General features: G+C 61.0%; 24 protein-coding genes and 2 pseudogenes. 22 read left to right on the top strand and 4 right to left on the bottom strand.

Features of this window, described 5'->3' with window-relative positions; translation table 11 throughout:
* The first annotated feature begins 11 nt into the window (after nucleotides 1-11).
* The 8 genes from ACQ4MJ_RS25860 to ACQ4MJ_RS25825 all read left to right on the top strand — a co-directional run bounded on the left by ACQ4MJ_RS25860 (nucleotide 12) and on the right by ACQ4MJ_RS25825 (nucleotide 4,372).
* Entirely contained in the window at nucleotides 12-944 is a 933-nt protein-coding gene (locus tag ACQ4MJ_RS25860) for a recombination-associated protein RdgC (RefSeq protein ID WP_431173715.1), read from the top strand.
* On the top strand, nucleotides 941-1,294 hold the full coding sequence (locus ACQ4MJ_RS25855) for a hypothetical protein (protein WP_431153367.1): 354 nt from the start codon (nucleotides 941-943) through the stop codon (nucleotides 1,292-1,294). Before ACQ4MJ_RS25860 ends, ACQ4MJ_RS25855 begins: the two co-directional genes overlap by 4 nt.
* 271 nt (nucleotides 1,295-1,565) lie before the next feature.
* Nucleotides 1,566-1,859, top strand: coding sequence for an H-NS family nucleoid-associated regulatory protein (locus tag ACQ4MJ_RS25850; protein WP_431153368.1), 294 nt, complete (start codon nucleotides 1,566-1,568; stop codon nucleotides 1,857-1,859).
* A gap of 181 nt (nucleotides 1,860-2,040) precedes the next feature.
* Nucleotides 2,041-2,289: a hypothetical protein gene (locus ACQ4MJ_RS25845; RefSeq protein ID WP_431153369.1), complete on the top strand. Its 249-nt coding sequence runs from the start codon at nucleotides 2,041-2,043 to the stop codon at nucleotides 2,287-2,289.
* A gap of 36 nt (nucleotides 2,290-2,325) precedes the next feature.
* On the top strand, nucleotides 2,326-2,505 hold the full coding sequence (locus ACQ4MJ_RS25840; RefSeq protein WP_431153370.1) for a hypothetical protein: 180 nt from the start codon (nucleotides 2,326-2,328) through the stop codon (nucleotides 2,503-2,505).
* A 170-nt stretch (nucleotides 2,506-2,675) separates the two neighbouring features.
* Entirely contained in the window at nucleotides 2,676-2,870 is a 195-nt protein-coding gene (locus ACQ4MJ_RS25835; protein ID WP_431153371.1) for a hypothetical protein, read from the top strand.
* A gap of 205 nt (nucleotides 2,871-3,075) precedes the next feature.
* Nucleotides 3,076-3,903 (top strand): DUF932 domain-containing protein, encoded by an 828-nt coding sequence (locus ACQ4MJ_RS25830; RefSeq protein WP_431153372.1) that lies wholly within the window; start codon nucleotides 3,076-3,078, stop codon nucleotides 3,901-3,903.
* 4 nt (nucleotides 3,904-3,907) lie between these two features.
* Nucleotides 3,908-4,372 carry a hypothetical protein gene (locus ACQ4MJ_RS25825; protein ID WP_431153373.1) on the top strand — a complete coding sequence of 155 codons (465 nt, stop codon included), beginning with the start codon at nucleotides 3,908-3,910 and terminating at the stop codon, nucleotides 4,370-4,372.
* Nucleotides 4,373-4,527: 155 nt separating this feature from the next.
* Here the strand turns inward: ACQ4MJ_RS25825 and ACQ4MJ_RS25820 are convergent, their stop codons facing one another.
* Nucleotides 4,528-5,004 (bottom strand): RES family NAD+ phosphorylase, encoded by a 477-nt coding sequence (locus tag ACQ4MJ_RS25820; protein WP_431153374.1) that lies wholly within the window; start codon nucleotides 5,002-5,004, stop codon nucleotides 4,528-4,530.
* Nucleotides 5,001-5,576 carry an antitoxin Xre/MbcA/ParS toxin-binding domain-containing protein gene (locus ACQ4MJ_RS25815; RefSeq protein WP_431153375.1) on the bottom strand — a complete coding sequence of 192 codons (576 nt, stop codon included), beginning with the start codon at nucleotides 5,574-5,576 and terminating at the stop codon, nucleotides 5,001-5,003. The genes ACQ4MJ_RS25820 and ACQ4MJ_RS25815 overlap by 4 nt, the downstream gene beginning before the upstream one ends.
* Nucleotides 5,577-5,770: 194 nt before the next feature.
* Between ACQ4MJ_RS25815 and ACQ4MJ_RS25810 the strand changes: the two genes are divergently transcribed.
* From ACQ4MJ_RS25810 to ACQ4MJ_RS25750, 13 genes and pseudogenes are all read left to right on the top strand, one after another.
* Nucleotides 5,771-6,157 carry a hypothetical protein gene (locus ACQ4MJ_RS25810; protein ID WP_431153376.1) on the top strand — a complete coding sequence of 129 codons (387 nt, stop codon included), beginning with the start codon at nucleotides 5,771-5,773 and terminating at the stop codon, nucleotides 6,155-6,157.
* On the top strand, nucleotides 6,154-6,507 hold the full coding sequence (locus ACQ4MJ_RS25805) for a type II toxin-antitoxin system RelE/ParE family toxin (RefSeq protein ID WP_431153377.1): 354 nt from the start codon (nucleotides 6,154-6,156) through the stop codon (nucleotides 6,505-6,507). Before ACQ4MJ_RS25810 ends, ACQ4MJ_RS25805 begins: the two co-directional genes overlap by 4 nt.
* Nucleotides 6,504-6,818, top strand: a complete 315-nt coding sequence (locus ACQ4MJ_RS25800) for a DNA-binding protein (protein WP_431153378.1) — start codon at nucleotides 6,504-6,506, stop codon at nucleotides 6,816-6,818. Before ACQ4MJ_RS25805 ends, ACQ4MJ_RS25800 begins: the two co-directional genes overlap by 4 nt.
* A gap of 114 nt (nucleotides 6,819-6,932) precedes the next feature.
* Entirely contained in the window at nucleotides 6,933-9,635 is a 2,703-nt protein-coding gene (locus ACQ4MJ_RS25795) for a Tn3 family transposase (RefSeq protein ID WP_008344252.1), read from the top strand.
* Nucleotides 9,636-9,981: 346 nt separating this feature from the next.
* On the top strand, nucleotides 9,982-10,695 hold the full coding sequence (locus tag ACQ4MJ_RS25790) for an HAD family hydrolase (protein ID WP_051723375.1): 714 nt from the start codon (nucleotides 9,982-9,984) through the stop codon (nucleotides 10,693-10,695).
* Complete coding sequence (locus ACQ4MJ_RS25785) at nucleotides 10,688-11,830, top strand: ABC transporter ATP-binding protein (protein WP_029309264.1); 1,143 nt, start codon at nucleotides 10,688-10,690, stop codon at nucleotides 11,828-11,830. The genes ACQ4MJ_RS25790 and ACQ4MJ_RS25785 overlap by 8 nt, the downstream gene beginning before the upstream one ends.
* Before the next feature lie 9 nt (nucleotides 11,831-11,839).
* A complete protein-coding gene (locus ACQ4MJ_RS25780) occupies nucleotides 11,840-12,712 on the top strand; it encodes a carbohydrate ABC transporter permease (protein WP_278535074.1) in 873 nt (290 codons plus the stop codon).
* Complete coding sequence (locus tag ACQ4MJ_RS25775; protein ID WP_121423147.1) at nucleotides 12,709-13,542, top strand: carbohydrate ABC transporter permease; 834 nt, start codon at nucleotides 12,709-12,711, stop codon at nucleotides 13,540-13,542. Before ACQ4MJ_RS25780 ends, ACQ4MJ_RS25775 begins: the two co-directional genes overlap by 4 nt.
* Before the next feature lie 18 nt (nucleotides 13,543-13,560).
* Nucleotides 13,561-14,823 (top strand): ABC transporter substrate-binding protein, encoded by a 1,263-nt coding sequence (locus tag ACQ4MJ_RS25770; protein WP_431153379.1) that lies wholly within the window; start codon nucleotides 13,561-13,563, stop codon nucleotides 14,821-14,823.
* Nucleotides 14,824-14,838: 15 nt separating this feature from the next.
* Entirely contained in the window at nucleotides 14,839-15,630 is a 792-nt protein-coding gene (locus tag ACQ4MJ_RS25765; protein ID WP_431153380.1) for a phosphodiesterase, read from the top strand.
* A gap of 700 nt (nucleotides 15,631-16,330) precedes the next feature.
* Nucleotides 16,331-17,059, top strand: coding sequence for a class I SAM-dependent methyltransferase (locus tag ACQ4MJ_RS25760; RefSeq protein WP_031942805.1), 729 nt, complete (start codon nucleotides 16,331-16,333; stop codon nucleotides 17,057-17,059).
* 514 nt (nucleotides 17,060-17,573) lie between these two features.
* Nucleotides 17,574-17,855, top strand: a pseudogene (locus tag ACQ4MJ_RS25755) (IS21 family transposase); the annotation flags it as partial.
* A 159-nt stretch (nucleotides 17,856-18,014) separates the two neighbouring features.
* On the top strand, nucleotides 18,015-20,717 hold the full coding sequence (locus tag ACQ4MJ_RS25750; RefSeq protein WP_008344252.1) for a Tn3 family transposase: 2,703 nt from the start codon (nucleotides 18,015-18,017) through the stop codon (nucleotides 20,715-20,717).
* 144 nt (nucleotides 20,718-20,861) lie between these two features.
* On the opposite strand, the pseudogene ACQ4MJ_RS25745 reads toward ACQ4MJ_RS25750, so the two are convergent.
* Nucleotides 20,862-21,062, bottom strand: a pseudogene (locus ACQ4MJ_RS25745) (class II glutamine amidotransferase); the annotation flags it as partial.
* A gap of 152 nt (nucleotides 21,063-21,214) precedes the next feature.
* Between ACQ4MJ_RS25745 and ACQ4MJ_RS25740 the strand changes: the two are divergent.
* Entirely contained in the window at nucleotides 21,215-22,951 is a 1,737-nt protein-coding gene (locus ACQ4MJ_RS25740; RefSeq protein WP_121423150.1) for a hypothetical protein, read from the top strand.
* A 101-nt stretch (nucleotides 22,952-23,052) separates the two neighbouring features.
* Here the strand turns inward: ACQ4MJ_RS25740 and ugpC are convergent, their stop codons facing one another.
* Nucleotides 23,053-24,168 carry a sn-glycerol-3-phosphate ABC transporter ATP-binding protein UgpC gene (ugpC, locus tag ACQ4MJ_RS25735; protein ID WP_121423151.1) on the bottom strand — a complete coding sequence of 372 codons (1,116 nt, stop codon included), beginning with the start codon at nucleotides 24,166-24,168 and terminating at the stop codon, nucleotides 23,053-23,055.
* Nucleotides 24,169-24,189: the final 21 nt, after the last annotated feature.

Below are 24,189 nucleotides of genomic sequence, written 5' to 3'. Positions count from 1 at the left end.
GATCGGCTGCGATGTCAGCAATACACCGGGATCCCTTCTGTATGTTCAAGAACTTGGTCCTTTTTCGTATCGCGTCAGGCGACTCGCGCCTCGAGCTTTCTACCATTGAGGCATCGCTCGCGAAGTCGCCTTTCGAGCCTTGCGGCCCTACCCAGGAACGCTCGATAGGGTGGGTCCCCCCGAGGGGTGAGAAGCACGGAGCCCTTGTGGAAGCCGTCAATGGCCAATTGATTTTCCGGGCCATGGTCGAGACAAAAGCGGTCCCAGCGTCAGCCATCGCCAGAAAACTCGAAGAGCGCGTGGAGACTCTCCTCCAGCAGACAGGTCGCAAGCCTGGGAAGAAGGAGTTGAAGGAACTCAAAGATGAGATCCGCCTGTCGATGCTGCCGTACGCGATCCCCAAGCTGGTCAGCTGCTGGGTGTGGCTCGCCCCGCAGGCTGGGTACCTCTACATAGACTCCTCAACGCAGTCACGCGTCGATGACCTGGTTACTTTGTTGGTTGAGCTGGTTCCAGGCCTTTCCGTGGCGCAGCTGGCAACCAATCTCGCGCCGGGCGCGGCAATGTCGAGTTGGCTCAGCACTCAGGAGCCTCCATCGTCGTTCACCGTGGACCGCGAGTGCGAGCTAATGACCCCTGACGATTCGAAGTCGGCCGTGCGCTATGCACGCCACGCCCTAGATATCGCGGAGATTCAAGGCCATATCCAGGCGGGCAAGGTGCCAACCAGGCTCGCGATCACATGGGACGATCGAGTCTCGTTTGTCCTCACAGACAAGCTGCAGCTGCGAAAGGTGGACTACCTCGATATGGTGTTCGATGGCCGCGACAGCGATCGAGGGGTGTTCGACTCCGATTTCGCGATTGCGACGGGGGAGATCGAGCGCCTTGTTCCTGATCTTGTGCAGGCACTTGGTGGTGAGCTCGCGTCGGCATTGCGATGAAACCAACCTTGCAGCCAAGCCAGCCGACCCGTCCGTGGCCGTTCAAGGTGGGCGAACAGTTGCCTCCCCAGTGCGCCAGTCCGTCCCTCCTGCGCACGCTCCTGTCAAACCTGGGTCCCCTTGCAGAACAGGATCTGGCCCAGGCCGCCGGGCTGGACAACCCAAATCTGGTGCGCGCCCTGCTCAAGCTGGACCTTTGCCTAGGCAAGGTGCAGTTCGTCGACGGGCGATACCAAATCCTCCCTGAGCCGAATCCGGAAGAGCAATCTCGCATAGAGGAGGCTGCTCGCTTTCTGGAGGCCCGGGGGTTTGTTGTTTCTAGGAAAGCAGATGCCCAACCCCAGTATTAGCAGCCCGCCCGCCGACTATGGACGGAAACGTCTTACACGAGCTCAAAGTAAACAGATCGCTTGGAAACTCATTTCTGATTTCTGGATTCCCCCAGCCTCGTCGAGTAAGGTTCCCGATGAAATCCCTATGTCTCCAGCAAGTGAATCTCGCGCACTACAAGCTCGCAGCGGTAAATTATGTGATTAATTTGCAGATGGCAGTGAGTAGTATTTTGCTTGTCGCCGAATAGAAGATATGATGGTCGAGTCTATTCCACCATTGAATTTAAAGATGACCACTTATAAAGAACTGCTTCAGCAGCGGAATTCGCTGGATGCCCAGATTCAGGAGGCTCGCAACCGCGAACTCTCTGATGCGACCGCTAAGGCCCGGGCACTGGTGGCCGAATTTGGACTGACTTCGGAAGATGTTTTCGGGAAGCGCAAGGCGGTTTCTTCGAGGGCCGGCACCAAGGTTGCACCAAAGTACCGCAATCCATCGACTGGCGAAACCTGGACCGGCCGAGGTAAGCCGCCAAAGTGGATCGCCGATGTAAATCGCGAAGAGTACCTCATTCGCGCGTAGATCACCACTCCGATTTGATAGATTAAAGGCCCGCTCGGGCCTTTTTGCTTTTCTGGCGCTGCTTCGGAATTCTGCAATCCTCTGCCGACTGCCATCTTGCCGTTATTAGTTCGGATACATCAAGTGATGTGGATACCCATGCGGAAATTTAATCCGCGCTACCCTCAACAGGAGAAATCAAATGGAAACCTCACAGAGTAACCAGTCCCTTTCAGCCGTCTTGGATGTGCAGCAGGCGCAGCGGGCTGCGAGTGAACGTATCACGGACTTGACCTCAGATGATGGCGAAGAGGCTCAGCGAGTGGAAGCCATGACCGCGTATGCAACCACAGTAGATCAGCTAGTCACCCTGCTGGGACCTGCCGCTCATTGCTGCAGTGTCGATATCGACCTTTGGACAAGGTATTCGGACTTGTTCAAGTCGATCTAGGGTTCTCGGCCCCGGCATCACGTCACGCGCGACGAGGTGCAGGAATGGCTGTCCACCCCACAGTCGGCCTTCTACAGCGGCTTCATGGCCCACGCTGGCGAACGCCTGCAGGTGGATTTCATGGTGCCCCGCGATGCCTCCCAAGAGGCACTCGACTCAGCCTTCTTGAACACCTTGGCTCAACAGGTAGAAATCGAGTACTTCCGTATTGGTTGATCGCCATGCGAGCCACTGACAACCCCCGCCCTTAGCAGCGGGGGTTTTTTGTTATCTGACGCGATAGCGCAATTGGTCCTGCATGCGTAGCACCGTCACGCGACGGATCGCATTTCCGGCGTCCTTGGCTTCCGCCCAGGCACGTAACCAGCTTCAATAAGGATCAATCAGTGAACTACACCAATTACTTCGAGTGGGAAGAAAAAATCATCGAGCTCATCGAGCACACCGCCGAGCTTTGCAGATCGGACGCACAGGCAGTCGTGGAAGGTCAGCCAGTCGTGCTCAAGCAACTCTGGGACCGTCGCGATTCCCCGGAGGTCGCGTCTGAAGCCGTGCTGAAGGCGGCTTCGCCACAAGGATAGCGCCCGCCCGAAAGAGACGGCCCCGCTTGTTGGCCACCTAAACCCCCGCCCCCTCGGTCATTGACCAGGGGGCTTTTTCAATTGCGGGAGGTTATCAGCGGCGCCGTGGCATTCAAGAGGGTATTCGGTCAAGGCAGACGCCCTCAGACCGTTTTTGTAACCGGCATATGCCTTGCGCTTGCCACAACACTCCTGGAGATTCACTATGCAACTCGCTTCTCGTTTCGCTTCCCGTTCCCCCGTCCTGCGTTCTCCAGTGCCGCTGAGCGATGACCAGATCCGCTTGGTGGCCCCTTCGATCTTCGCTGAAGAAGCCCACGACAGCCGGTCGGATCGCTACACCTACATCCCCACCTCGGTGGTACTCAACAAGTTGCGCAGCGAGGGCTTTCAGCCCTTCATGGTCACGCAAACCCGCGTGCGCCGCGAGGACCGCCGCGAGTACACAAAGCACATGATCCGTGTGCGCCACGCCAGTCAGATCAGCAGCAGTGAGGCGAACGAGATCATTGTCTTGAACGCACACGATGGCTCCAGCAGCTATCAAATGCTGGCTGGAATGTTCAGATTTGTTTGTTCCAATGGCCTGGTCTGCGGAGACACGGTGGCCGACGTGCGTATCCCGCACAAGGGCGACGTTGTGTCTCAGGTCATCGAAGGCGCCTACGAGGTCCTTGACGGGTTTACCCGGGTCGCCGAGTCTCGCGACTCGATGCGTGCCATCACCTTGGATACGCACGAGGCTGAGGTCTTTGCCCGTTCCGCCCTGGCGCTCAAGTACGACACAGAGGTGAAACCGGCGCCGATCACCGAGGCCCAGCTGCTGCAGCCGCGGCGCGCCGCAGACGCCAAACCCGACCTCTGGTCGGTGATGAACGTCTGCCAAGAGAACGTGAGCAAGGGAGGCCTGCGTGGTCGCACCGCGACGGGCCAGCGCCGTCAAACGCGCGGGATCCAGGGCATCGACAACGACATCAAGCTCAACCGTGCGCTTTGGCTGCTCGCCGACGGCATGGCCAAACTCAAGGCGTAAACGAATGCGGTTTTCCCGACAAGTCCGCGCCGAACTTTTCGAGTGGACGCAGCGCAAGCTCACACTCGCAATGAAGCGGCCCGCGCGCCAGGCACAGAAGGTGGCCAGCGACTACCCGCTGATCGCCGAAGTCCTGGAGACGCCACCGCCGTTCGACCTCGCTCGCGAGACCGAGCAGCGGTGCCACAGGCGCCTCCAGAGCGAGCAACGAATGCGAGCACTTCATGCTCGCGTTTGGCGCGAATCTCGCCGGGACTACTTTGGTGCGACTGAAGAGCAGCGAGAACTGATCCGCTCCGCGTGGAACGATTGGACAGGCCCGACGACGTCGTTGTACTTCAGGTACGTGGTCGACCTCCACACGGGGGTCATGGAAGCCCGAAGCGAGCGGTTCCGGGTTGCCGAACAGCAGCGCAGGCTGCAGGCCCGGGCAACCAGGTCCGCTCAGCAGGAGATCCTTTTGGACTAGCTCCACCCAAACCCCCAGCTCCGAAAGGCTGGGGGTTTTTCTTTTCGTGATCCGCGTGCGTCAGGGCATCGCTCTCGCATGGACCTTGCCGTTGGCTGCTTTCGACACGCGCTAGGCTGGTGCTGCTCCGGCGCTCTAGACAGAGCCCTGAGCGATCAGGGACCGAACATCCGGCCATCGAACTCGAACGGGTCCCGCTCGATCTCCATCACGATGGCCGTGAACTCCGGATGATCGGGGTTGAGGATGAGGTTCGACTCACCCGGCTCCACGGCCGAGGGCACCCAGAGCCCAAGGGACGAACCAGTGGCACGCCATTGCACGCCGGCATTCTGCGTCCACGGCTCATCGTCACGCCAGTTCGCCGGAAGGCTCCCCAGCGCACGGATATCGAGCAGCGGAGCGCCGTCCGGCAAGTCCAGGCGGATCAAGATCTGGTTTCGTGGCTGCACACCGTTGCAGTGAACGCGCTTCTCCAGTTGGCAGAGCGCGCGGCTGGATCCTGCGTAGACGACGGGGTGGCCGTCGGGCGGCGTACGGTGCCAGCGTCCGGCTTCCAGCGTCGATCCATAGGCAAGTGCGGGGAGCGTGCGAGCTTTGTTAAAACCAATGCGCCAGACGGAAATGCTCAAACGACACCACCATGTTCGATGGCGTTCAAGATCTGGCGGACCTTTGCGCCACCGAACTCATTGCTGGCGTACTCCATCGGGCTCTTGCCATCAAGCAGGTCATGCGCCTTTGTCATCCACGTGGGCCCCTCGCTGCCGAATACTTCCGCTGCGCGTAGGAACAACTCGCTCTGGCGCAGCATGCGCTCGGTGACCGCGACGTCGAGCGATGTGTCCGGCTTGGCGCGCGATAGCGTCGAGGCTCGCACCTGCAGCGCCGCGTACATGTCCTTTTTTCTTTCCAGGCCGGATGCGAGAAACCAATCTGAAAGGGTGCTTGCGGGCAGGCCCTGGGAAGCCCAAAAAGCGGCTGCATCGCGGTTGAGCGTGGGCGCCTCATGGTTTTTCAGCAACACGAATAGGCGCTTCTTCCCAGAGATCAGCGTGGCCTCTGGGGTCTTACTCGCAGTGCTGACCGAGAAGGCATCCAAAAAGACGCGCTCAAACTTCTTGGCCATGTCAGCTGCCACGTCAGGTTGCAGCTTCGGCGAAGCGCGTGATCCAGTTGCGATAGCAGTGGTATGGGTCTTCATGTCATCTACGTTATCACACTTGCATATGCAATGCCACTTAGTTGCAAATGCACCCTACAGCCGTGAGACTACCTGTTCCAGGCCACGCCGAGGGCGATCTGTGCGAACAGCGCCTCCGCCTTCGATCCAGGGCTCAGGCGAGGCAGAGCGGCTTTGGCGGCACAGCTTGTTACTGCCCGTCGTCGGACAAGTAAATGGGTAGCCGCTTCGAACGCCAATGGCGATTGGAGCTTTTTGACATCAACCCAGCAATTGGACCTACGACGATGATCGAGAATTTCAGCATTCAAAACCTACCCGGGGCCTCTGTGCTCTACGGCAAACTCGCCGCAGGCACCTGGCTGCGGGTTGACGCCAACGGAATCGGTTGGGACGACGACTATGAGGCCTTGGTTGGCACAAACGCCTATGGCCAAGACTACGTTTGGGGTGCGCTCACGCTCGCCAACGTGGAAATGTGGCGCCAGCGGCTTGTCGATGCCGGCGCCTTCGGCTTCTGCCCGGCTTGCGACGTGGACCCGCTCGATGTCGGTGCTCTGCAGTTGCATTTGAGTAACCTAAACGTTACCATGGCAGCATGATCGCGCGCCTTGAGGAATACGTGCGCGAGGACGGCTCGAATCCGTACAAGGAGTGGTTCGACAGCCTAGACCTCCAGGCCGCAACCAAGGTGACTATCGCGAAAGCGCGCCTTGAGCTCGGGAACACTTCGAACGTGGAGTGGTTTCGGGGCATCGGCGAGTACAAGATCAATTGGGGCCCTGGCTACCGGATCTATCTCGCGAAAGATGGTGAATCCCTGGTGGTGCTTTTTGGAGGCAGTTCTAAGAAGGACCAGCAGCGCGCAATTGACCGGGCGGTAGCGCTGCATGAGGAATACAAGGCCAGGAAGAAGGCCCAGACCCAAACTAAGAAAGGTTCATCGCGATGACTCTCACCCGAGATTTCAAGCAAACGGTAGTTGAGCGCGTTCAGCGCGAGCCGGAGTTTGCAAGAGCGCTGTTGGATGAGGCGGCGACGCTTTTCCTCAACGGCGAAACCGATACGGCGCGCCTGGTCCTTCGGGATCTGGTCAACGCGACGGTTGGTTTCGAGCAGCTCGCCACAGCGACAAAAAAGCCCAGCAAAAGCCTGCATCGGATGCTCTCCCCGCGGGGGAATCCGAGCATGGACAATCTTGCTGCGATTTTTGGCGCGGTACGGACCGGTCTGGGGTCTCCTCGTTTTCAGTGCAATAAGTGACGGTACGCAAAGCTAGCACTGGCGCGGGGGTGGTCTGGGTAGACCGTTGATTTCATTGACTTTCCTGTTCGCTTTGTAAACGGGTATGGTGGCCTCCCACTTTTGAGGTTCACGATGCAGGGTTGGCACACAACGTTTTTGGGGATGCGTGGGCTCCCCCGCGATATCAGCGACTTCGAGATGAAGGCATTTTTCACCTTCGATGGTGCCGAGCGCGACGCAATCAATGCACGCCGAGGTGATTCCCACAAGCTTGGTCTGGCGCTCCATATTGGTTTCCTGCGCATGAGTGGGCGTTTGCTCGGTGCCTTTCGGGTAATTCCAGTACTCGTGCGGGCGCGTCAATGGCTGTACAAGAACAAGCTGGTGATCGTGCACGAGCGGGCAATTCGGACACTGATTGCGGCGGCACTTGCCCAGCTTGAAGTTGAAACAGGCACCGCCATCGCCGCCAGCGTTGATCCAGCAACACTTGATCGCTGGCGAGCCTCAGTTTCAGAGCTGCGCCCAGATGGACAAACCCAGCAGAGTTGGCTATGGGCTGCACCGGCGAAACACTCAACCCGCCAAATCAGCGAGGTACTGGAGCGCATCGACCTGCTTTACACGCTGGACGTTCATAAGCACCTGGCAGACATCCCCGATCTCATCTTGCGCCGCTACGCGCGCCGACTTGTCTCCAGGCCGCCCTCAGCCGGAGCCAAGATCAAAGAGCCAGCGCGCACCGTGGAGGTCGCATGCTTTCTTCGGTATTGCCTGTTCACCACCACAGACCAGTTGATCCTTATGGTGCAGCGCCGGATCGCCGATCTGTGGCGTCAGGCTGCCGCCGATGTCCCCGCTACCGTCAATTGGGCCGCAATGTACAAAACGCTGCTCGGCGAACTTGTTGCCTTGAGCGCGCAAGGTGCGGTGCCAGATGCTGAGTTGCGTGCCCGTCTTGAAGCCTTGATCACCGAAACCCAGAAACGCAAACCACCGAGCAGGGCCTCCCTGGTCCGCGAGGGATTGATTGATGGAATTCGCCCCGTGCGGTCGTTGCTCGTCGCCATTGCAAAGCTGCCCTGGCAGGCCACCGGCGAGCATCCTGCCATCGAGTACCTTGCCAAGCTGCAAGCTTTATATCTCAAAGGATCCAGAAAGCTGCCAGTTGAAGTGGTGGCACCAAGTCTGGGAATGATCTGGCAGGTTTCGATCTCCAGCCCAGACCGGGAACGGGCGTTTCAGGCGTTGGAGGTGGCCACCCTGTTTGCCCTGCGCCGCGCGGTGCGCAATGGCTCGGTCTGGATTGAGCACAGCCTGAGCTTTCGGGGTCGTGCGCGCTTGTTCTTCACGGACGAGCGTTGGCAGGCAGAGTCCAAGAAACACTATGCCCGTCTATCGTTACCCAGCAAGGCTGCCACTTTCTTGAAGCCTTTGCTGGCCAGAGTAACTGCCGGTGTCGATGCGGTGGCCGCTGCAGCCCGCAGTGGCGTACTGCGCGTGGATGATGAACTCCATTTGTCGCCATTGCCCGCAGAGGACGAAGACCCAGAAGTGACCAAGCTGCGCGCGGCTTTGGATCACCGCATCGGTGAGGTTCAATTGCCGGAAGTGATTCTGGCCGTTGACGCCCAGGTGCGCTTTAGCTGGATCATGCTCGGACGTGAGCCGCGCTCTACCGACGAGCTGCTGATGGTCTATGCCGGCATCATGGCCCACGGCACCAGTCTGACTGCGGTCGAATGCGCGCGCATGATTCCGCAATTGTCTGCCACCAGCATTCGCCAGGCCATGCGCTGGGCGCGGGACGAACGGCGTCTGAGCCAGGCCTGCCAGGCTGTGCTGGAATTCATGCAGCGACACCCGATTGCCGCCACCTGGGGGCGGTCCGATTTGGCATCTTCTGACATGATGACCATGGAGACCACCAAACGGGTGTGGCAAGCCCGGCTTGATCCTCGGCGCAACACACCTTCCATTGGAATCTACTCCCATGTAAAAGACCGGTGGGGCATCTTCCATGCGCAGCCCTTTGTGCTCAATGAGCGCCAGGCGGGCGTGGCCATTGAAGGTGTCATCCGCCAAGAAAAGCTGGAGACCAGCCAGCTTGCTGTGGATACCCATGGCTACACCGACTTTGCCATGTCACATGCCCGTTTGCTTGGTTTTGATCTTTGCCCGCGGTTGAAGGAACTCAAACAGCGCCACCTCTTTGTGCCACGCGGCACCAAAGTGCCCGCAGAAATCGCTGCGGTGTGCGAAGCCAATGTCGACGTCGCTTTGATCGAAAAGCATTGGGATAGTCTGGTGCACCTGGCAGCCTCGGTCATGAGCGGACATGCCAGTGCGGTGGCAGCTCTTGCGCGGTTCGGTTCTGCCGCCCAGGGCGATCCAATCTATGAGGCTGGCGTGCAATTGGGGCGGTTGCTGCGTACGGCGTTTTTGGCTGACTACTTTGTCAAGGACGCTTTCAGGAACGAGTTGCGCCGGGTGCTCAATCGGGGCGAGGCTGTTAACGCCCTCAAGCGCGCCATTTATACCGGCCGGATCAGCCCGGCGCAGGCCAAACGTGTCGATGAAATGCAGGCTGTGGCCGATGCGTTGAGCCTGATGGCCAACATCGTGATGGCGTGGAATACCTCACAGATGCAGGCGGTCCTGGATCGCTGGTCGAACCGCCGCCAGGTCATTCCACCGGAACTGATCGGGAAGATTGCGCCCACCAGGCTGGAGAGCATCAACTTGCGGGGTGTGTTTCGCTTCCCGGTTGACCGCTATGCTGACCAAATCCTGCCTTCGCGGCCAAATGCATCGATAACTGGCACCAATGGATGAAACCGACCACGGTTTGACGCCACGAATCGCAGATTTGAAAGTGAACAGGAAAGTCAATGAAATCAACGATCTACCAACACCACCTCCGCGCCAGTGCTAGCTTTTCGTACCGTCACTTATTGCACTGAAAACGAGGAGACCCCAAAACGCTCCGCCAGCACGCTGACTTCGACGACGCCGCCCCCTTGCAAAAGGGCGACGATTTCTTTCTGGCGAGCTGCTTTGAGCATCTGTTTTCTTGCATTTCAGGACGGTTGACGCGCCACGCGCGCACGGGATCGATGCGGAAACTGTACCGCCCGTATTTGTCATGAGTTTGACTCATCATGTTCGTAGCATTCAGGACATGAACACTAACGATCAAATACGAACAGTCGTCTTTGATGTCGATGGAACCCTTTTCGACACCTTGCCCACCCTCGCAGCCGCGGCCAATGAGGTGCTTGTGCTCGCCGGATTGCAGGCCGTCGAGCCGCAGCATCTTCGTCCTGCCTTGAGCCAGGGCATCACCGCCCTCTTCCAGAGCGCGCTCCGGCTTCAGGCCGCGTCTGTGCCGCTCGCGTTGGGGTCGCGACTCGAAGATGCCTTCGCGCACCGCTACGCATCGCACTGGCTGCACAAAACTGTGGCATACGACGGCGCTCTCGATCTGCTGTCGATGCTTCGTTCGCAGCGCATCGCACTGGGCATTTGCACGAACCGCGATCAAGGCTCCACACGCACGCTTCTGGACAAGGCAGCGCTGACCGGCTTCTTCGACGCGATCGTGGGCCTGGGCGACACCGAGCATCCCAAGCCGGACGCCGCGCCGTTGCACCTCGCACTGACCCAGTTGGGCGGGACGCCGCGGACAGCGCTGTTCGTCGGGGACTCCGGCATTGACGCAGCGTGTGCCCAGGCGGCTGGCGTACGGCTGGCGGCCCATCTCGGCGGCTACGCCGCGGCGCCCGACGACTTGCGCCCGTGCACCGTGGCGTTTTCGGGCTACGCAGAGTTTCACAGCTGGATGGCCGCCCGGACATCGACTCAGTCAACGGCGGAGACGAACGACCATGTCTGACATCCAGATTTCCGGCCTGACCAAACGCTTCGGCAACGCTGCCGTTCTTCAGGAACTCGACCTGACAGTGCGCGACGGCGAATTCCTCACCCTGCTGGGCGCGTCCGGTTGCGGCAAGTCCACCTTGCTGAAGCTGATCGCCGGCCTGGACACGCCCGACACCGGCACGATCCGCATGGGAGACCGCGACCTGCTCGCCCTGTCACCCAGCGCACGGGACTGCGCGATGGTGTTCCAGTCCTATGCGCTGTACCCGCACATGACCGTGCGCGAGAACATCTCGATGCCGCTGGTGATGCGCGGCCTGGGGTTCTGGGGTCGCCTGCCGGGGGCACGCCTGGTATCCCCCGGGGTGCGCCGCCGGCTCGCCGACATCCATGCCAGCGCACATGAAGTGGCCCGGCGACTCGCCATCGACGGGTTACTCGATCGTAAGCCGGCGCACCTGTCGGGCGGCCAGCGCCAACGCGTCGCCCTGGCGCGCGCGATGGTTCGCCACCCCTCCGTGTTCCTGTTCGACGAGCCCCTTTCTAATCTGGACGCCAACCTTCGCCATGCGCTGCGTGCCGAGATCCGGCAGCTTCACGACCAGTTGGGCGTGACGTTCATCTACGTCACGCACGATCAGCACGAAGCCATGTCCATGTCGGACCGTGTGGCGGTCATGCGCGAAGGCCGCATCCTTCAGGTGGCGCCACCCGAAGATCTGTACATGCGGCCACAAAGCCTCGAGGTGGCTCGATTCGTCGGCGCACCGCGGATCAACGTCGTGCCGGGCGACATCCTCGCCAATGGCGAGATCCATTGCCTGGCGCAACGCATCGCAGATACCGCGGGGAACGGCGGGCCCTGCCGTGTCGCCTTCCGGCCGCAGGCTGTCACCTTGGCAAAGGCGCCGGGCCTCACCGTGCGCGGCGTGGTTGGCCATGTGGAATACGCGGGTGCCGAATTGATGGCCACGCTGACCCTGCCGAGCCAGGGGGAAGCCTGCATCGTCTGCCTCCCGGCTGGCACGGCAGCGCACGCAGGGGCCGAGTTCGAGGTCACGGTCCCGTGGGAAGCCCTGCATGTCTTCGACGCCGGCGGCCAGCGCATGTCGATCGGTCGATGCGACACCCTGAAGCGAGTGGCCTGAAAGCCGAGCATGCGCGCCCATCCTCTTTCCACCGTTTCACTTCTCGCGCCCGCGGGCCTTCTTGCGACGCTTCTGCTGTTCATACCCGTCCTTGCCGTATTTCTGATGTCGCTGACCGATTGGCAGTTCGGCGCCACCACCCTGAACTGGGTCGGCCTGCAGAACTACGCCGAACTCTGGTCGGACGCGGTGTTCCGCAAGTCTGTGGCCAACACCCTTGTCTACCTCGTCCTGGTCACCGGGGGATCGATCACGCTGGGCCTGAGCCTCGCCTTGTTGATCGAATCCGATCGATCGGGACGCGGCTTCTACCGCACAGCCTTTTTCATGCCGGCCGCATCGACGCTGATCGCAATGGCGGTCGTGTGGGAGTTCCTGCTGCATCCGAGCGCCGGGCTCGTCAATCACCTGCTCCAGCAGGTCGGCGTCGCACCCCAGAACTGGCTCAACGACCGCCACCTCGCGCTGTACTCGCTCGCCGCGATCGGCATCTGGCAGATGTCGGGGCTTGCCCTGGTGTTCTTCCTGGCCGGGCTGCAAGGAATCCCCCGCGACGTGCGCGATGCGGCGGAACTCGACGGCATCGAGCGCCCCTTCGATCGATTCCGCTTCGTCACCTGGCCGTTGCTGGGCCCTACCACCTTGTTCGTCATCACTGTCTGCGCCATCCGCGCCCTGCAAGTCTTCGACACCGTTCACGTGCTCACCAAGGGCGGGCCGAACAAGGCCACCGAAGTGCTGCTGCACACCATCTATGCGGAGGGGTTCAGCTTCTTCCGCATGGGTTACGCCAGCGCCATGACGGTGGTCTTCATCGCCGGCATCTTCCTCTTGACCCAGATCCAGCACGCCGCGCTGGAGCGCAGGACGCACTACGCATGAAACGTCTTTCCCCTTCCTTTCGGATTCTTCGCCACGTGGTGCTGATGGTCGTGGCCCTGGTCTTCCTGATGCCGTTCATCTGGATGGTGCTGACCTCGCTCAAGCCTGCCGACGAAATCTTCGGCAGCGAGATTCATCTTTTTCCGACGCGCTTCGCTGCAGTGGAGAACTACACCCTCGCGCTAACCAAGGTCCCCTTGCTGCGCTACCTGTGGAATGGCGTGCTCGTCTGCGCGGGCATCCTGGTGCTGCAGATCCTGGTGGCACTGCCTGCCGCCTACGCCTTTGCCAAGCTGTCGTTCCGTGGCAAGCCGTGGGCTTGGCGCTTGGTGATGCTGGCGCTCATGGTGCCATACCAAGCCACGGCCATCCCCCTCTACGTAATGCTGTATCACGCCGGTCTGCTCGACTCGATGGCCGCGCTCATCCTGCCTTTCAGCGTGTCCGCGTTCGGCATCTTCCTGATGCGGCAGTTCTTTCGCACCGTGCCCGACGACCTGATCCACGCCGCGCGGCTCGACGGCATGGGTGAGTTGGAGATCGTCTGGCGCGTGATGCTGCCCACGGCCATGCCTGCCTTGCTGGCGTTCTCGATCTTCTCGGTGGTCTGGCATTGGAACGACTACTTCTGGCCACTGCTGGTCATCAATTCACCCCATCTGGCGACGCCGCCGTTGGGAACCATGTTCTTCCGCAATGAGGAAGCAGGCAGCGCGTTCGGTCCGCTGATGGCCGGCACGGTGCTGATCACGGCGCCGCTGGTGCTGTTGTTCGTCGTCGCGCAAAAGCGCTTCATCGAAGGTGTGACGCTCACCGGCGTCAAAGGTTAAACCGCAAGGAATCAAGCAATGAAACAACTGTTTAAGAAAACCGCCGCACTGGCCGTGTTAATGACCACCGGCCTGGCACAGGCTCAGCAACCGACTGAGATCGTGATCGACTACGTGTACGCTGATCTCTTCAAAGAGGTCCATGAATCAATCGCAAAAGACTTCATGGCGAAGTTCCCCCAGTACAAGGTCACGTTCCGTGCGCCCACGTCTGACTACGAGGTCGCGGCACAACAGGTTCTGCGCCAGGCCGTCACGGGCCAGCTCCCCGATGTGTCTTATCAGGCCCTCAATCGTCAGCGCGTGTTTGCCGACCGTGGGCTCGCTGTCGACCTGACGCCCTTCATCAAGGCGGAGAAGGGCTGGGCGGGGATGGGTTACGACCAAGCGTTGCTTTCACTGGGGCAAGTCAAGGGTCAGCAGGTCGGCATCGGCTTCGCGCTGAGTCTCCCCGTCATCTACTACAACGCCGACCTGATGCGCAAGGCGGGCGTGGAGCCCGATCGCTTTCCCATGAACTGGGATGCCATCATGAACGCGGCCAAAAAGTCGAAGGCGGCAACGCCCGGCACCGAGAGCCTTCACGTCGAGTGGGACATCACGGGCAACTGGATGTGGCAGGCGCTGGTCTTCAGCAACGGCGGCACCATGTTGACCGCCGACGAGAAGAAGGTGGCCTTCGACGGCCCCGCAGGCAAGGCCGCCATGCTGACCCTCGAGCAGCTCGTCAAGCAGGGTGAGATGCGCAACATCTCCTCTTCGGCCGCCTTGCAGGACTTCGTGAGCGGCAAGCTCGCGGTACTGGCGACATCCACTGCGCGCCTGGGCAGCATCACGAAGCAGGTGGGAGGCAAGTTCGAGATTCGTACCGCCCGCATGCCCGTTGCCAAGGACGGCCGACTGCCGGCCGGCGGCAATGCAGCGATGATGTTTTCCAAGGATCCTGCCAAGCAGGCCGCTGCTTGGGAATACATCAAGTTCGCCACCGGCCCGCTGGGCGCGACGACCATGGTCAAGGCAACCGGCTACTTCCCGGCCAACACGTTGCCAGCGACCGACCCGAACCTGCTTGCGCCCTTCTACAAGGCAAACCCCAATCATCTGACCGCCATCGCGCAGATGCCGGTACTCACCGGCATGTACGCGTTTCCGAGTGACAACGGCTTCAAGATTACCGACGTAATCAAGGATCACCTCCAGACCGTGCTTTCGCAAGAGGTGCAACCCGCCGTTGCCCTTAGCGAGATGAGCAAGGCCGTCCAGGCATTGCTGCCGCGCTGAGTGCAAGGCACGACCATGCACAAGTTCATCCACATCACGGACATTCATCTTGTCGAGCAGGGTCGTGCCCTTTACGGGCATGACCCCGGCAAACGGTTCGAGCGCTGCATCGACAGCGTGATCGCCGAACACGCGGACGCGGCGTTCTGCGTGATCACGGGCGACCTCGCACATGTCGGCCACCCTGACGCCTACCGCCAGCTGTCGGAGCAATGCGCGCGGTTGCCAATGCCGGTTCATCTGATTCTCGGCAACCACGACAGCCGGACCAACTTCCGCGAGCGCTTCCCACAGGTGCCGGTGGACAGCAATGGGTTCGTCCAGTACGAGCAGGCCATCGGGAGGTTCAGGGGTCTGTTTCTGGATACCAACGAACCGGGAACGCATTGCGGCGTCTTCTGCGAGCAACGGGCAAACTGGCTTTCCCAGCGCTTGGCGGAGGATGATTCACCGGTGCTCCTGTTCATGCATCATCCGGCATTCCACCTTGGCATCCCGGTCGTGGATCGAATCGGATTGGTCGACAACGAATGGTTGCTGACAGCACTGAAGGGCCACGCGCATCGCGTCAAGCACCTGTTTTTCGGCCACATCCACCGGCCCATCTCGGGCACCTGGCGCGGCATCCCGTTCTCGACATTACGCGGCACTAACCATCAAGTGGCGCTGCATCTCCGGGAATCCGAAGACATCCCGGGAAGCTTCGAGCCACCACAGTACGCCGTCGTCCTGCTCGACGACGATTCGGTGATCGTGCACCTGCATGACTTTCTCGATCGCAGCGAGAGATTCTGGCTAGGCGCGTAGGCGCGGATGCAGAGGCGGCCCTTGGTCCAGTGCCGTGAAGTCGATCCTGCCGACTCTGCAGGCGATTCAAGCCTCAATCAAGGGCCGAAGCGGGCCCTAAGAAATCGTAGTGCACCTGCCGGACGGGCACGCCCAGCGTGCGCCGCGAGCGCTGCGCACGCTGCACGAAAGGCTTCGACCCGAGGAAATAGCTGTCGGTGCCGCACCCCCGTTGGCTCACTCTCCAGTCGGCGCCAACAACTCGACCTACGAATTAAGAGTCTTCGCTACCTCGATTTCTAAAGAATCTCAAAAAGTTGGAAAAATCCAGCATCCATGCGAGTTTGCGGTTGATTGAGGCTACTGAACTGTTCTCGCAGGTTCCCCTTTTATGTGAAGTATTCGCGGCATGATTACACGGGCTTTACACGTGAGCCGCGGGCGAAACCTGCTGCTGGCCTAATGGCACTCTCCGAGCAGAATCGAAGCGCTTTACCTTGCGAAAGCGGTGCTAACGTGCTTTTGTGTTCCAGATCTGTGAGGGCCATGACTCCAAACGGCCAACTGCGGGTCTTCGAAATTTGAAACTGGTTGATTGCTACCTGGGTCAAATAAGTCTCCCTGTTGTTCCCATTTCATTGCAGCGACAAATGCGACGGCAGGGCTTGACCTGCAGATTCAGGCCACTTCGAAATGCCTGTCTGAGATTGACTGGATTGACATGACACTCTTTCGGAACGTTGCAGTTTTAGCTGGGGTTTTGGGATCGCTGCTTGGTGCCGGCAGCTTTCCGGCGCAAGCGCAAGAGCTAGCGTACGTCGCTGGAGTGCCCAGCGCCGACGGCATCGGCAAACGCTACCTGGGTCGCGAGATCGCACAGGTCATGGGGTGGCAAGGAGCGCCATGGCTCGAACGCCAGGAACGGGAGAAGGAAGAACGTACCGACCTTCTCCTGGATGCGCTGGAGTTGAAGCCAGGCATGGTGGTTGCCGACATCGGCGCTGGTACCGGCTACCTGTCCCGTCGCATGGCGCGCCTGGTCGCCCCTTCCGGCAGAGTCCTGGCGGTCGATGTGCAACCCGAGATGGTCGCGCTTTTGCGCCAGGCTGCGGAAGCCGAAGGCATGCGCAATATCACGCCTTCATTGGGTACTGAAAACGATGCCCGTCTGGCGCCGGGGTCCGTCGACCTGGCGATCATGGTCGACGTGTATCACGAGCTGTCTGCTCCGTATGAGATGCTCAGGAGTGTGGTGCAGTCGCTCGCGCCCGGCGGGCGGGTCGTTTTCGTGGAGTACAAGGCGGAAGATCCCGCAGTACAGATCAAGCAGCTGCACAAGATGACGGAAAGGCAGATCCGCCGGGAAGCGGAAATCCTGCCGTTGCAGTGGGTGCGTACAGACGCGAGGCTGCCGTGGCAGCACGTCGTCATTTTCCGAAAGAAATCCTGAACTGCAGAGCTTTGGCGAGTGCAAGCTTCTTGGCCTTGGCGGGTAATCTTCAGTTCGTCGGATCGAGCACCAAACGCGCATTTAGGTCGTCGACGAGCCAAATGACGGCGGATCCAGGCGGATCCAATGCTTGATTAAACGCCGCCATCGTCAAGACGAAACCTGCCGGCTTGATGTCATCGACGTTCAGAGAAACCTAGATGCTGCGCACAAAGGCGCTTTGCGCCATGTGCGTACGGCAGCCGCCGCTCGCCACTTGAGGATCTATGCGGTACCCCTGTCGTCATCCTGATTGCCGACTTTCAGCAGTCAGTTTATGGGGCCAAATACATCGCCGCCGTCGAGGTTTGCAAGTGCCGGCACGGTCGCCTGACCTATCAATGTCGCGGATGCATGCTTTCAGCTTTGGTACAAACGAGTAGCGCGGCGGCCTAAAACTTCTGCCATCAGTCTGAAGCTGCCTTTAAGTCGACTTGTCTGCGTCTTCGTGGGGCGGCCTGAAGCAGCGGGGCTTACCGCCGTCGACAAGGTCCACAAGGGCAAGGGCCGCACTGTCAACGCGCGCTTCTCGGTGATGTGCGCGCACTACCTGTACGACCCTGACTTCTGCAACGTCGCGGCGGGCTGGGAGAAGGGGCGCGTGGAGAAGAACGTGCAGTACAGCCGTCGGCGCATCTGGATCGAGGCGGCCCGACATCGCTTCAGTTCCTTTGTCGAACTCAATGCCTGGCTGAGTGAGCGCTGCCGCGCCCTGTGGAACGAGATCCGCCATCCCGAACACAGCCAATTCAACGTGGGCACGCGCTGGTTGGGGTCTCCTCGTTTTCAGTGCAATAAGTGACGGTACGCAAAGCTAGCACTGGCGCGGGGGTGGTCTGGGTAGACCGTTGATTTCATTGACTTTCCTGTTCGCTTTGTAAACGGGTATGGTGGCCTCCCACTTTTGAGGTTCACGATGCAGGGTTGGCACACAACGTTTTTGGGGATGCGTGGGCTCCCCCGCGATATCAGCGACTTCGAGATGAAGGCATTTTTCACCTTCGATGGTGCCGAGCGCGACGCAATCAATGCACGCCGAGGTGATTCCCACAAGCTTGGTCTGGCGCTCCATATTGGTTTCCTGCGCATGAGTGGGCGTTTGCTCGGTGCCTTTCGGGTAATTCCAGTACTCGTGCGGGCGCGTCAATGGCTGTACAAGAACAAGCTGGTGATCGTGCACGAGCGGGCAATTCGGACACTGATTGCGGCGGCACTTGCCCAGCTTGAAGTTGAAACAGGCACCGCCATCGCCGCCAGCGTTGATCCAGCAACACTTGATCGCTGGCGAGCCTCAGTTTCAGAGCTGCGCCCAGATGGACAAACCCAGCAGAGTTGGCTATGGGCTGCACCGGCGAAACACTCAACCCGCCAAATCAGCGAGGTACTGGAGCGCATCGACCTGCTTTACACGCTGGACGTTCATAAGCACCTGGCAGACATCCCCGATCTCATCTTGCGCCGCTACGCGCGCCGACTTGTCTCCAGGCCGCCCTCAGCCGGAGCCAAGATCAAAGAGCCAGCGCGCACCGTGGAGGTCGCATGCTTTCTTCGGTATTGCCTGTTCACCACCACAGACCAGTTGATCCTTATGGTGCAGCGCCGGATCGCCGATCTGTGGCGTCAGGCTGCCGCCGATGTCCCCGCTACCGTCAATTGGGCCGCAATGTACAAAACGCTGCTCGGCGAACTTGTTGCCTTGAGCGCGCAAGGTGCGGTGCCAGATGCTGAGTTGCGTGCCCGTCTTGAAGCCTTGATCACCGAAACCCAGAAACGCAAACCACCGAGCAGGGCCTCCCTGGTCCGCGAGGGATTGATTGATGGAATTCGCCCCGTGCGGTCGTTGCTCGTCGCCATTGCAAAGCTGCCCTGGCAGGCCACCGGCGAGCATCCTGCCATCGAGTACCTTGCCAAGCTGCAAGCTTTATATCTCAAAGGATCCAGAAAGCTGCCAGTTGAAGTGGTGGCACCAAGTCTGGGAATGATCTGGCAGGTTTCGATCTCCAGCCCAGACCGGGAACGGGCGTTTCAGGCGTTGGAGGTGGCCACCCTGTTTGCCCTGCGCCGCGCGGTGCGCAATGGCTCGGTCTGGATTGAGCACAGCCTGAGCTTTCGGGGTCGTGCGCGCTTGTTCTTCACGGACGAGCGTTGGCAGGCAGAGTCCAAGAAACACTATGCCCGTCTATCGTTACCCAGCAAGGCTGCCACTTTCTTGAAGCCTTTGCTGGCCAGAGTAACTGCCGGTGTCGATGCGGTGGCCGCTGCAGCCCGCAGTGGCGTACTGCGCGTGGATGATGAACTCCATTTGTCGCCATTGCCCGCAGAGGACGAAGACCCAGAAGTGACCAAGCTGCGCGCGGCTTTGGATCACCGCATCGGTGAGGTTCAATTGCCGGAAGTGATTCTGGCCGTTGACGCCCAGGTGCGCTTTAGCTGGATCATGCTCGGACGTGAGCCGCGCTCTACCGACGAGCTGCTGATGGTCTATGCCGGCATCATGGCCCACGGCACCAGTCTGACTGCGGTCGAATGCGCGCGCATGATTCCGCAATTGTCTGCCACCAGCATTCGCCAGGCCATGCGCTGGGCGCGGGACGAACGGCGTCTGAGCCAGGCCTGCCAGGCTGTGCTGGAATTCATGCAGCGACACCCGATTGCCGCCACCTGGGGGCGGTCCGATTTGGCATCTTCTGACATGATGACCATGGAGACCACCAAACGGGTGTGGCAAGCCCGGCTTGATCCTCGGCGCAACACACCTTCCATTGGAATCTACTCCCATGTAAAAGACCGGTGGGGCATCTTCCATGCGCAGCCCTTTGTGCTCAATGAGCGCCAGGCGGGCGTGGCCATTGAAGGTGTCATCCGCCAAGAAAAGCTGGAGACCAGCCAGCTTGCTGTGGATACCCATGGCTACACCGACTTTGCCATGTCACATGCCCGTTTGCTTGGTTTTGATCTTTGCCCGCGGTTGAAGGAACTCAAACAGCGCCACCTCTTTGTGCCACGCGGCACCAAAGTGCCCGCAGAAATCGCTGCGGTGTGCGAAGCCAATGTCGACGTCGCTTTGATCGAAAAGCATTGGGATAGTCTGGTGCACCTGGCAGCCTCGGTCATGAGCGGACATGCCAGTGCGGTGGCAGCTCTTGCGCGGTTCGGTTCTGCCGCCCAGGGCGATCCAATCTATGAGGCTGGCGTGCAATTGGGGCGGTTGCTGCGTACGGCGTTTTTGGCTGACTACTTTGTCAAGGACGCTTTCAGGAACGAGTTGCGCCGGGTGCTCAATCGGGGCGAGGCTGTTAACGCCCTCAAGCGCGCCATTTATACCGGCCGGATCAGCCCGGCGCAGGCCAAACGTGTCGATGAAATGCAGGCTGTGGCCGATGCGTTGAGCCTGATGGCCAACATCGTGATGGCGTGGAATACCTCACAGATGCAGGCGGTCCTGGATCGCTGGTCGAACCGCCGCCAGGTCATTCCACCGGAACTGATCGGGAAGATTGCGCCCACCAGGCTGGAGAGCATCAACTTGCGGGGTGTGTTTCGCTTCCCGGTTGACCGCTATGCTGACCAAATCCTGCCTTCGCGGCCAAATGCATCGATAACTGGCACCAATGGATGAAACCGACCACGGTTTGACGCCACGAATCGCAGATTTGAAAGTGAACAGGAAAGTCAATGAAATCAACGATCTACCAACACCACCTCCGCGCCAGTGCTAGCTTTTCGTACCGTCACTTATTGCACTGAAAACGAGGAGACCCCGATAGCGCTGGATCAGGTCGGCCACCGGCGAGTCGGAGGCGGGCAGATGGTCCACGAAGTGGCGCAGCCCCAAGCCCTCGAAGAAGGCAATGCCCCAGCCATCCTTGTGGTGGTCGGTGCGTCCGCCGCGCTGGGCGAAACCCGTGAAGCTGAAGGTCACGTCCGTGGGCGTGTTGCAGTTCATCCCGAGGAGTTGGCACATGGGGCCATTGTGGCCTCTCGCGCCTACCCGATGGCTGCTGCAAAGCAGCATTGTTTCGGTGCCGCCTATCAGCGCGGCGACAGCAACGTTTTCTGCTCAGTTGCCACTCATCGCTCATCCGGACCACCTCTTGGCCTGGCACGGAGTAGCTCATGGCCCCTCGCCCAGTTGCAAAGCAGCCCATTGCAAGCGTCGACGCGAACACCACGCGCCCCCAGCCCGTGGCCAAGGACCGGGCGGGCAGGCCTCGTCCGGAAACCCAGCGGCCACCCCTGTACTCGCACGAGCCCCTGGATACCGGGTGGTTCTACCGGAACCTGCGCAAGTACCCGGTCAAGGAGCTGGGGCGGCAGGAGGTGCGGATCACGAACCGGTCGGTGAAGGGCAAGGACACCCGCGTGACCGAGGACGCGGCGCCTCCTGTCAGCAACCCGGTTGAAAAGGTCGCCTTCACGCAGCCCCTGCATGCGCATGAATCCGTGGAGACGCCGACCGTACAGCGCCCTGCGAAGGACGGCAAACCCAAGACGATCAAAGTGCCGTCCAGAAACGCTGGCCCGAACAAGGAAGCCGACCCGCAAAAGGCCGCGCCTGTACGCCGGCATGCTGAGCCGCCTCGTGCCAAGGACCTGCCGCTCACAGCTCCGGCGGTGAAAAGCGCCGCACAGCCGCTGCCGCCGTCGCCCGCACCGGTCCCCCAGCCCCGGCGCAGCAAGGGCGTACAGGCGCTGAAGGACACGATCTACCTGCCTTTTCGCATCGTCAACTTCGCGCTGGCGAGCTTGGCGACTGTCGTGACCCTGGGCGAGGCCAAGCCCGTGCTGGACTATTCCGTGGAGCGCCTGGGTGAATCCATGTTGGGCTTCGGCCGCGTGCTTTTCAATGTGCTGCGCCTGGTGCAGCTGCCGGAGGCTCTGGGACTGGAGTCGCCCCGCCCGCGCTCCGCGTCCCCGGTGACGGCTCCTGTCCCCGTTGCACCGGCGACCATGCGCCGGCTGGCCCAGGTCCAGGACCACCCGAAGCTCCCGCCGCAGGAGCGCCTCAAGCGGCACCGCGAGGCCACGGACGTGCCCAAGCGCACCGCCCGCATGACCGCCCTGGTGATCAACCAGATGGGCCGGTTCATCACCACCAGTGTCGGCCTGTCGAGCATGGTGATCGCCTCCATGGCCGTCACGGCGGTGATGCCGCCCCTGGGCTTCGTGATGCTTGGGCTGACGGCCCTGGGCGCCTGGACGGCCGCGGCCAACCTCAAGTGCGCCGCCAAGAATTACCGCAGCCTCAAGCGTGGTGACGCGGCCTTGCCGGTCGGGTCGAGCGCGGCCGCCAACGCCTGGTTCCGGGGCATCGAACACAAGCGCCAATTCCGTGGCCCGGACGATCGCGAGGCCGCGCGCACGCAAGCCGCCAAGGGCGCGAAGATGCTGACTCTGCTGAACGCCGGCGTCCAGATGGGCGCCAGCCTGGCCAGCGGTGCCGCCGCGGCGCCGGTGGTTCTCGGTCTATTCGTCAAGAAGGTCGCCCCGGGCCTGAGCTCGGCGGTGATGGGCTGGGTGGCGGAAACCGTGGCCAGCCGCGTCGGCGCCCGCCTGCGGGCCGAGGCAGAACATCGAGCCTGGGAGGTTTTCGACGCGGAGATGCACAAGGTCCGCAGCCAGCATTCCGAGACGACATCCCTGAACCCCGAGCTCCTGGCGGAACTGCATGCCTGGGGCATTCAGGACGACGACCTGAACGCCTACCTCAGGCCCACCACCGACGGCAAGCCGATGCGCCCGTTGCGGCCTCGCGACGACGCGGCGGGCAAGTACCTGACGCAGATGACCGACCAGAATTTCGCGGCCACGCTGCTGCGCAACGCCGCCGTCACGATGATTAACTTCCGCTAAGGAACAAGTGGGACTTGGTGGCTTAGAGCGGCTAGGGCCTGTTCACACTATTTTCACCTCGTTCGCACTTGTAAAAATAGTGTGAACAGGCCCTAATGAAACTAGGCCAGAGCGAGCGCGTCCGGCGCGTGCTCCGGCCGGCGCAAGAACTCGATGCGCCGCCCGTGCTGCGCATCAAAGGCATGCAGGGCCTGGGCCGGCAGGCTGAGGGGTAGCCGCATGCCTTCGCTGACCTTCTGCTCGCGCGGCAGAACCAAGGCGAGCTGGACATCGCCTATCCAGCAATAGGCTACATGGCTGCCACCCAACTCCTCGACGAACTCCACGCTGGCGGCCAGTGCCGGGACGCCAGCGCCAGCCAGTTGAACGCTCTCCGGGCGAATGCCCAGGGTCAAGCGTGCGCCGACCGGCAGGGCAATTGGCGGACAGGCGATGGGGTGCTGCGGCGCGGCATCGAGCCGGACCTGGGTGGCCGAGATCACGCTGGCCGGCAGCAGGTTCATGGGCGGCGCGCCCAGGAAAGTAGCCACGAAGGTCGAGGCGGGCCGGCCATAGACTTCAGCGGGCGTGCCCACCTGCTCGAGCTGGCCGGCTTGCATCACGACCAGCTTGTCCGCCAGCGTCATGGCTTCGACTTGGTCGTGGGTCACGAACAGACTGGTGGCCTTCAGGCGCTTGTGCAGGCGCCGGATCTCGATACGCATCTGGACCCGCAGCTTCGCATCCAGGTTGGACAGCGGCTCGTCGAAGAGAAACACGGCCGGCTCGCGCACGATGGCGCGGCCCATGGCGACGCGCTGGCGCTGTCCGCCCGACAGCTGGGCGGGCCGGCGGTCGAGGTAGGCCTCGAGGTCGAGCACGCGCGCGGCCTCGGCCACCCGCCGGGCGACCTCCGCCCTGGACAGTCCCGCGATCTTCAACGGATAGGCGATGTTCTCGCGCACGGTCATGTGCGGATAGAGCGCATAGTTCTGGAACACCATGGCGCAGCCGCGCTCGCTGGGGTCCACATCGTTCATCGACTGGCCGTCGATGCTGAGCTGGCCCTCGCTGATGTCCTCCAGGCCCGCGACCATGCGGATCAGGGTGGACTTGCCGCAGCCGGACGGGCCGACCAGCACGACGAACTCGCCGTCGTGAATATCCAGGTTGATGCCGTGCAGCACCTGTTTGCCGTCGTAGGCCTTCTTGAGGCCGCGCAGGGCGAGTGTCGTCATGTGGACTCCGGAAGAGGCTGA

This window comes from Acidovorax facilis (genome assembly GCF_050626955.1).
GTDB lineage: Bacteria > Pseudomonadota > Gammaproteobacteria > Burkholderiales > Burkholderiaceae_C > Acidovorax > Acidovorax facilis.
This window is presented reverse-complemented; position numbering and strand designations above follow the sequence as displayed.

Bases quoted from the DNA above. Each gene is read 5' to 3' on its own strand.
- ACQ4MJ_RS25815 (WP_431153375.1), bottom strand. From the start codon at position 5,576: ATGAAGACCCATACCACTGCTATCGCAACTGGATCACGCGCTTCGCCG.
- ACQ4MJ_RS25785 (WP_029309264.1), top strand. From the start codon at position 10,688: ATGTCTGACATCCAGATTTCCGGCCTGACCAAACGCTTCGGCAACGCT.
- ACQ4MJ_RS25780 (WP_278535074.1), top strand. From the start codon at position 11,840: ATGCGCGCCCATCCTCTTTCCACCGTTTCACTTCTCGCGCCCGCGGGC.
- ACQ4MJ_RS25805 (WP_431153377.1), top strand. From the start codon at position 6,154: ATGATCGCGCGCCTTGAGGAATACGTGCGCGAGGACGGCTCGAATCCG.
- ACQ4MJ_RS25810 (WP_431153376.1), top strand. From the start codon at position 5,771: ATGGGTAGCCGCTTCGAACGCCAATGGCGATTGGAGCTTTTTGACATC.
- ACQ4MJ_RS25740 (WP_121423150.1), top strand. From the start codon at position 21,215: ATGGCCCCTCGCCCAGTTGCAAAGCAGCCCATTGCAAGCGTCGACGCG.
- ACQ4MJ_RS25765 (WP_431153380.1), top strand. From the start codon at position 14,839: ATGCACAAGTTCATCCACATCACGGACATTCATCTTGTCGAGCAGGGT.
- ACQ4MJ_RS25775 (WP_121423147.1), top strand. From the start codon at position 12,709: ATGAAACGTCTTTCCCCTTCCTTTCGGATTCTTCGCCACGTGGTGCTG.
- ACQ4MJ_RS25800 (WP_431153378.1), top strand. From the start codon at position 6,504: ATGACTCTCACCCGAGATTTCAAGCAAACGGTAGTTGAGCGCGTTCAG.
- ACQ4MJ_RS25845 (WP_431153369.1), top strand. From the start codon at position 2,041: ATGGAAACCTCACAGAGTAACCAGTCCCTTTCAGCCGTCTTGGATGTG.
- ACQ4MJ_RS25770 (WP_431153379.1), top strand. From the start codon at position 13,561: ATGAAACAACTGTTTAAGAAAACCGCCGCACTGGCCGTGTTAATGACC.
- ACQ4MJ_RS25830 (WP_431153372.1), top strand. From the start codon at position 3,076: ATGCAACTCGCTTCTCGTTTCGCTTCCCGTTCCCCCGTCCTGCGTTCT.
- ACQ4MJ_RS25790 (WP_051723375.1), top strand. From the start codon at position 9,982: ATGAACACTAACGATCAAATACGAACAGTCGTCTTTGATGTCGATGGA.
- ACQ4MJ_RS25795 (WP_008344252.1), top strand. From the start codon at position 6,933: ATGCAGGGTTGGCACACAACGTTTTTGGGGATGCGTGGGCTCCCCCGC.
- ACQ4MJ_RS25860 (WP_431173715.1), top strand. From the start codon at position 12: ATGTCAGCAATACACCGGGATCCCTTCTGTATGTTCAAGAACTTGGTC.
- ACQ4MJ_RS25760 (WP_031942805.1), top strand. From the start codon at position 16,331: ATGACACTCTTTCGGAACGTTGCAGTTTTAGCTGGGGTTTTGGGATCG.
- ugpC (WP_121423151.1), bottom strand. From the start codon at position 24,168: ATGACGACACTCGCCCTGCGCGGCCTCAAGAAGGCCTACGACGGCAAA.
- ACQ4MJ_RS25750 (WP_008344252.1), top strand. From the start codon at position 18,015: ATGCAGGGTTGGCACACAACGTTTTTGGGGATGCGTGGGCTCCCCCGC.
- ACQ4MJ_RS25850 (WP_431153368.1), top strand. From the start codon at position 1,566: ATGACCACTTATAAAGAACTGCTTCAGCAGCGGAATTCGCTGGATGCC.
- ACQ4MJ_RS25855 (WP_431153367.1), top strand. From the start codon at position 941: ATGAAACCAACCTTGCAGCCAAGCCAGCCGACCCGTCCGTGGCCGTTC.
- ACQ4MJ_RS25825 (WP_431153373.1), top strand. From the start codon at position 3,908: ATGCGGTTTTCCCGACAAGTCCGCGCCGAACTTTTCGAGTGGACGCAG.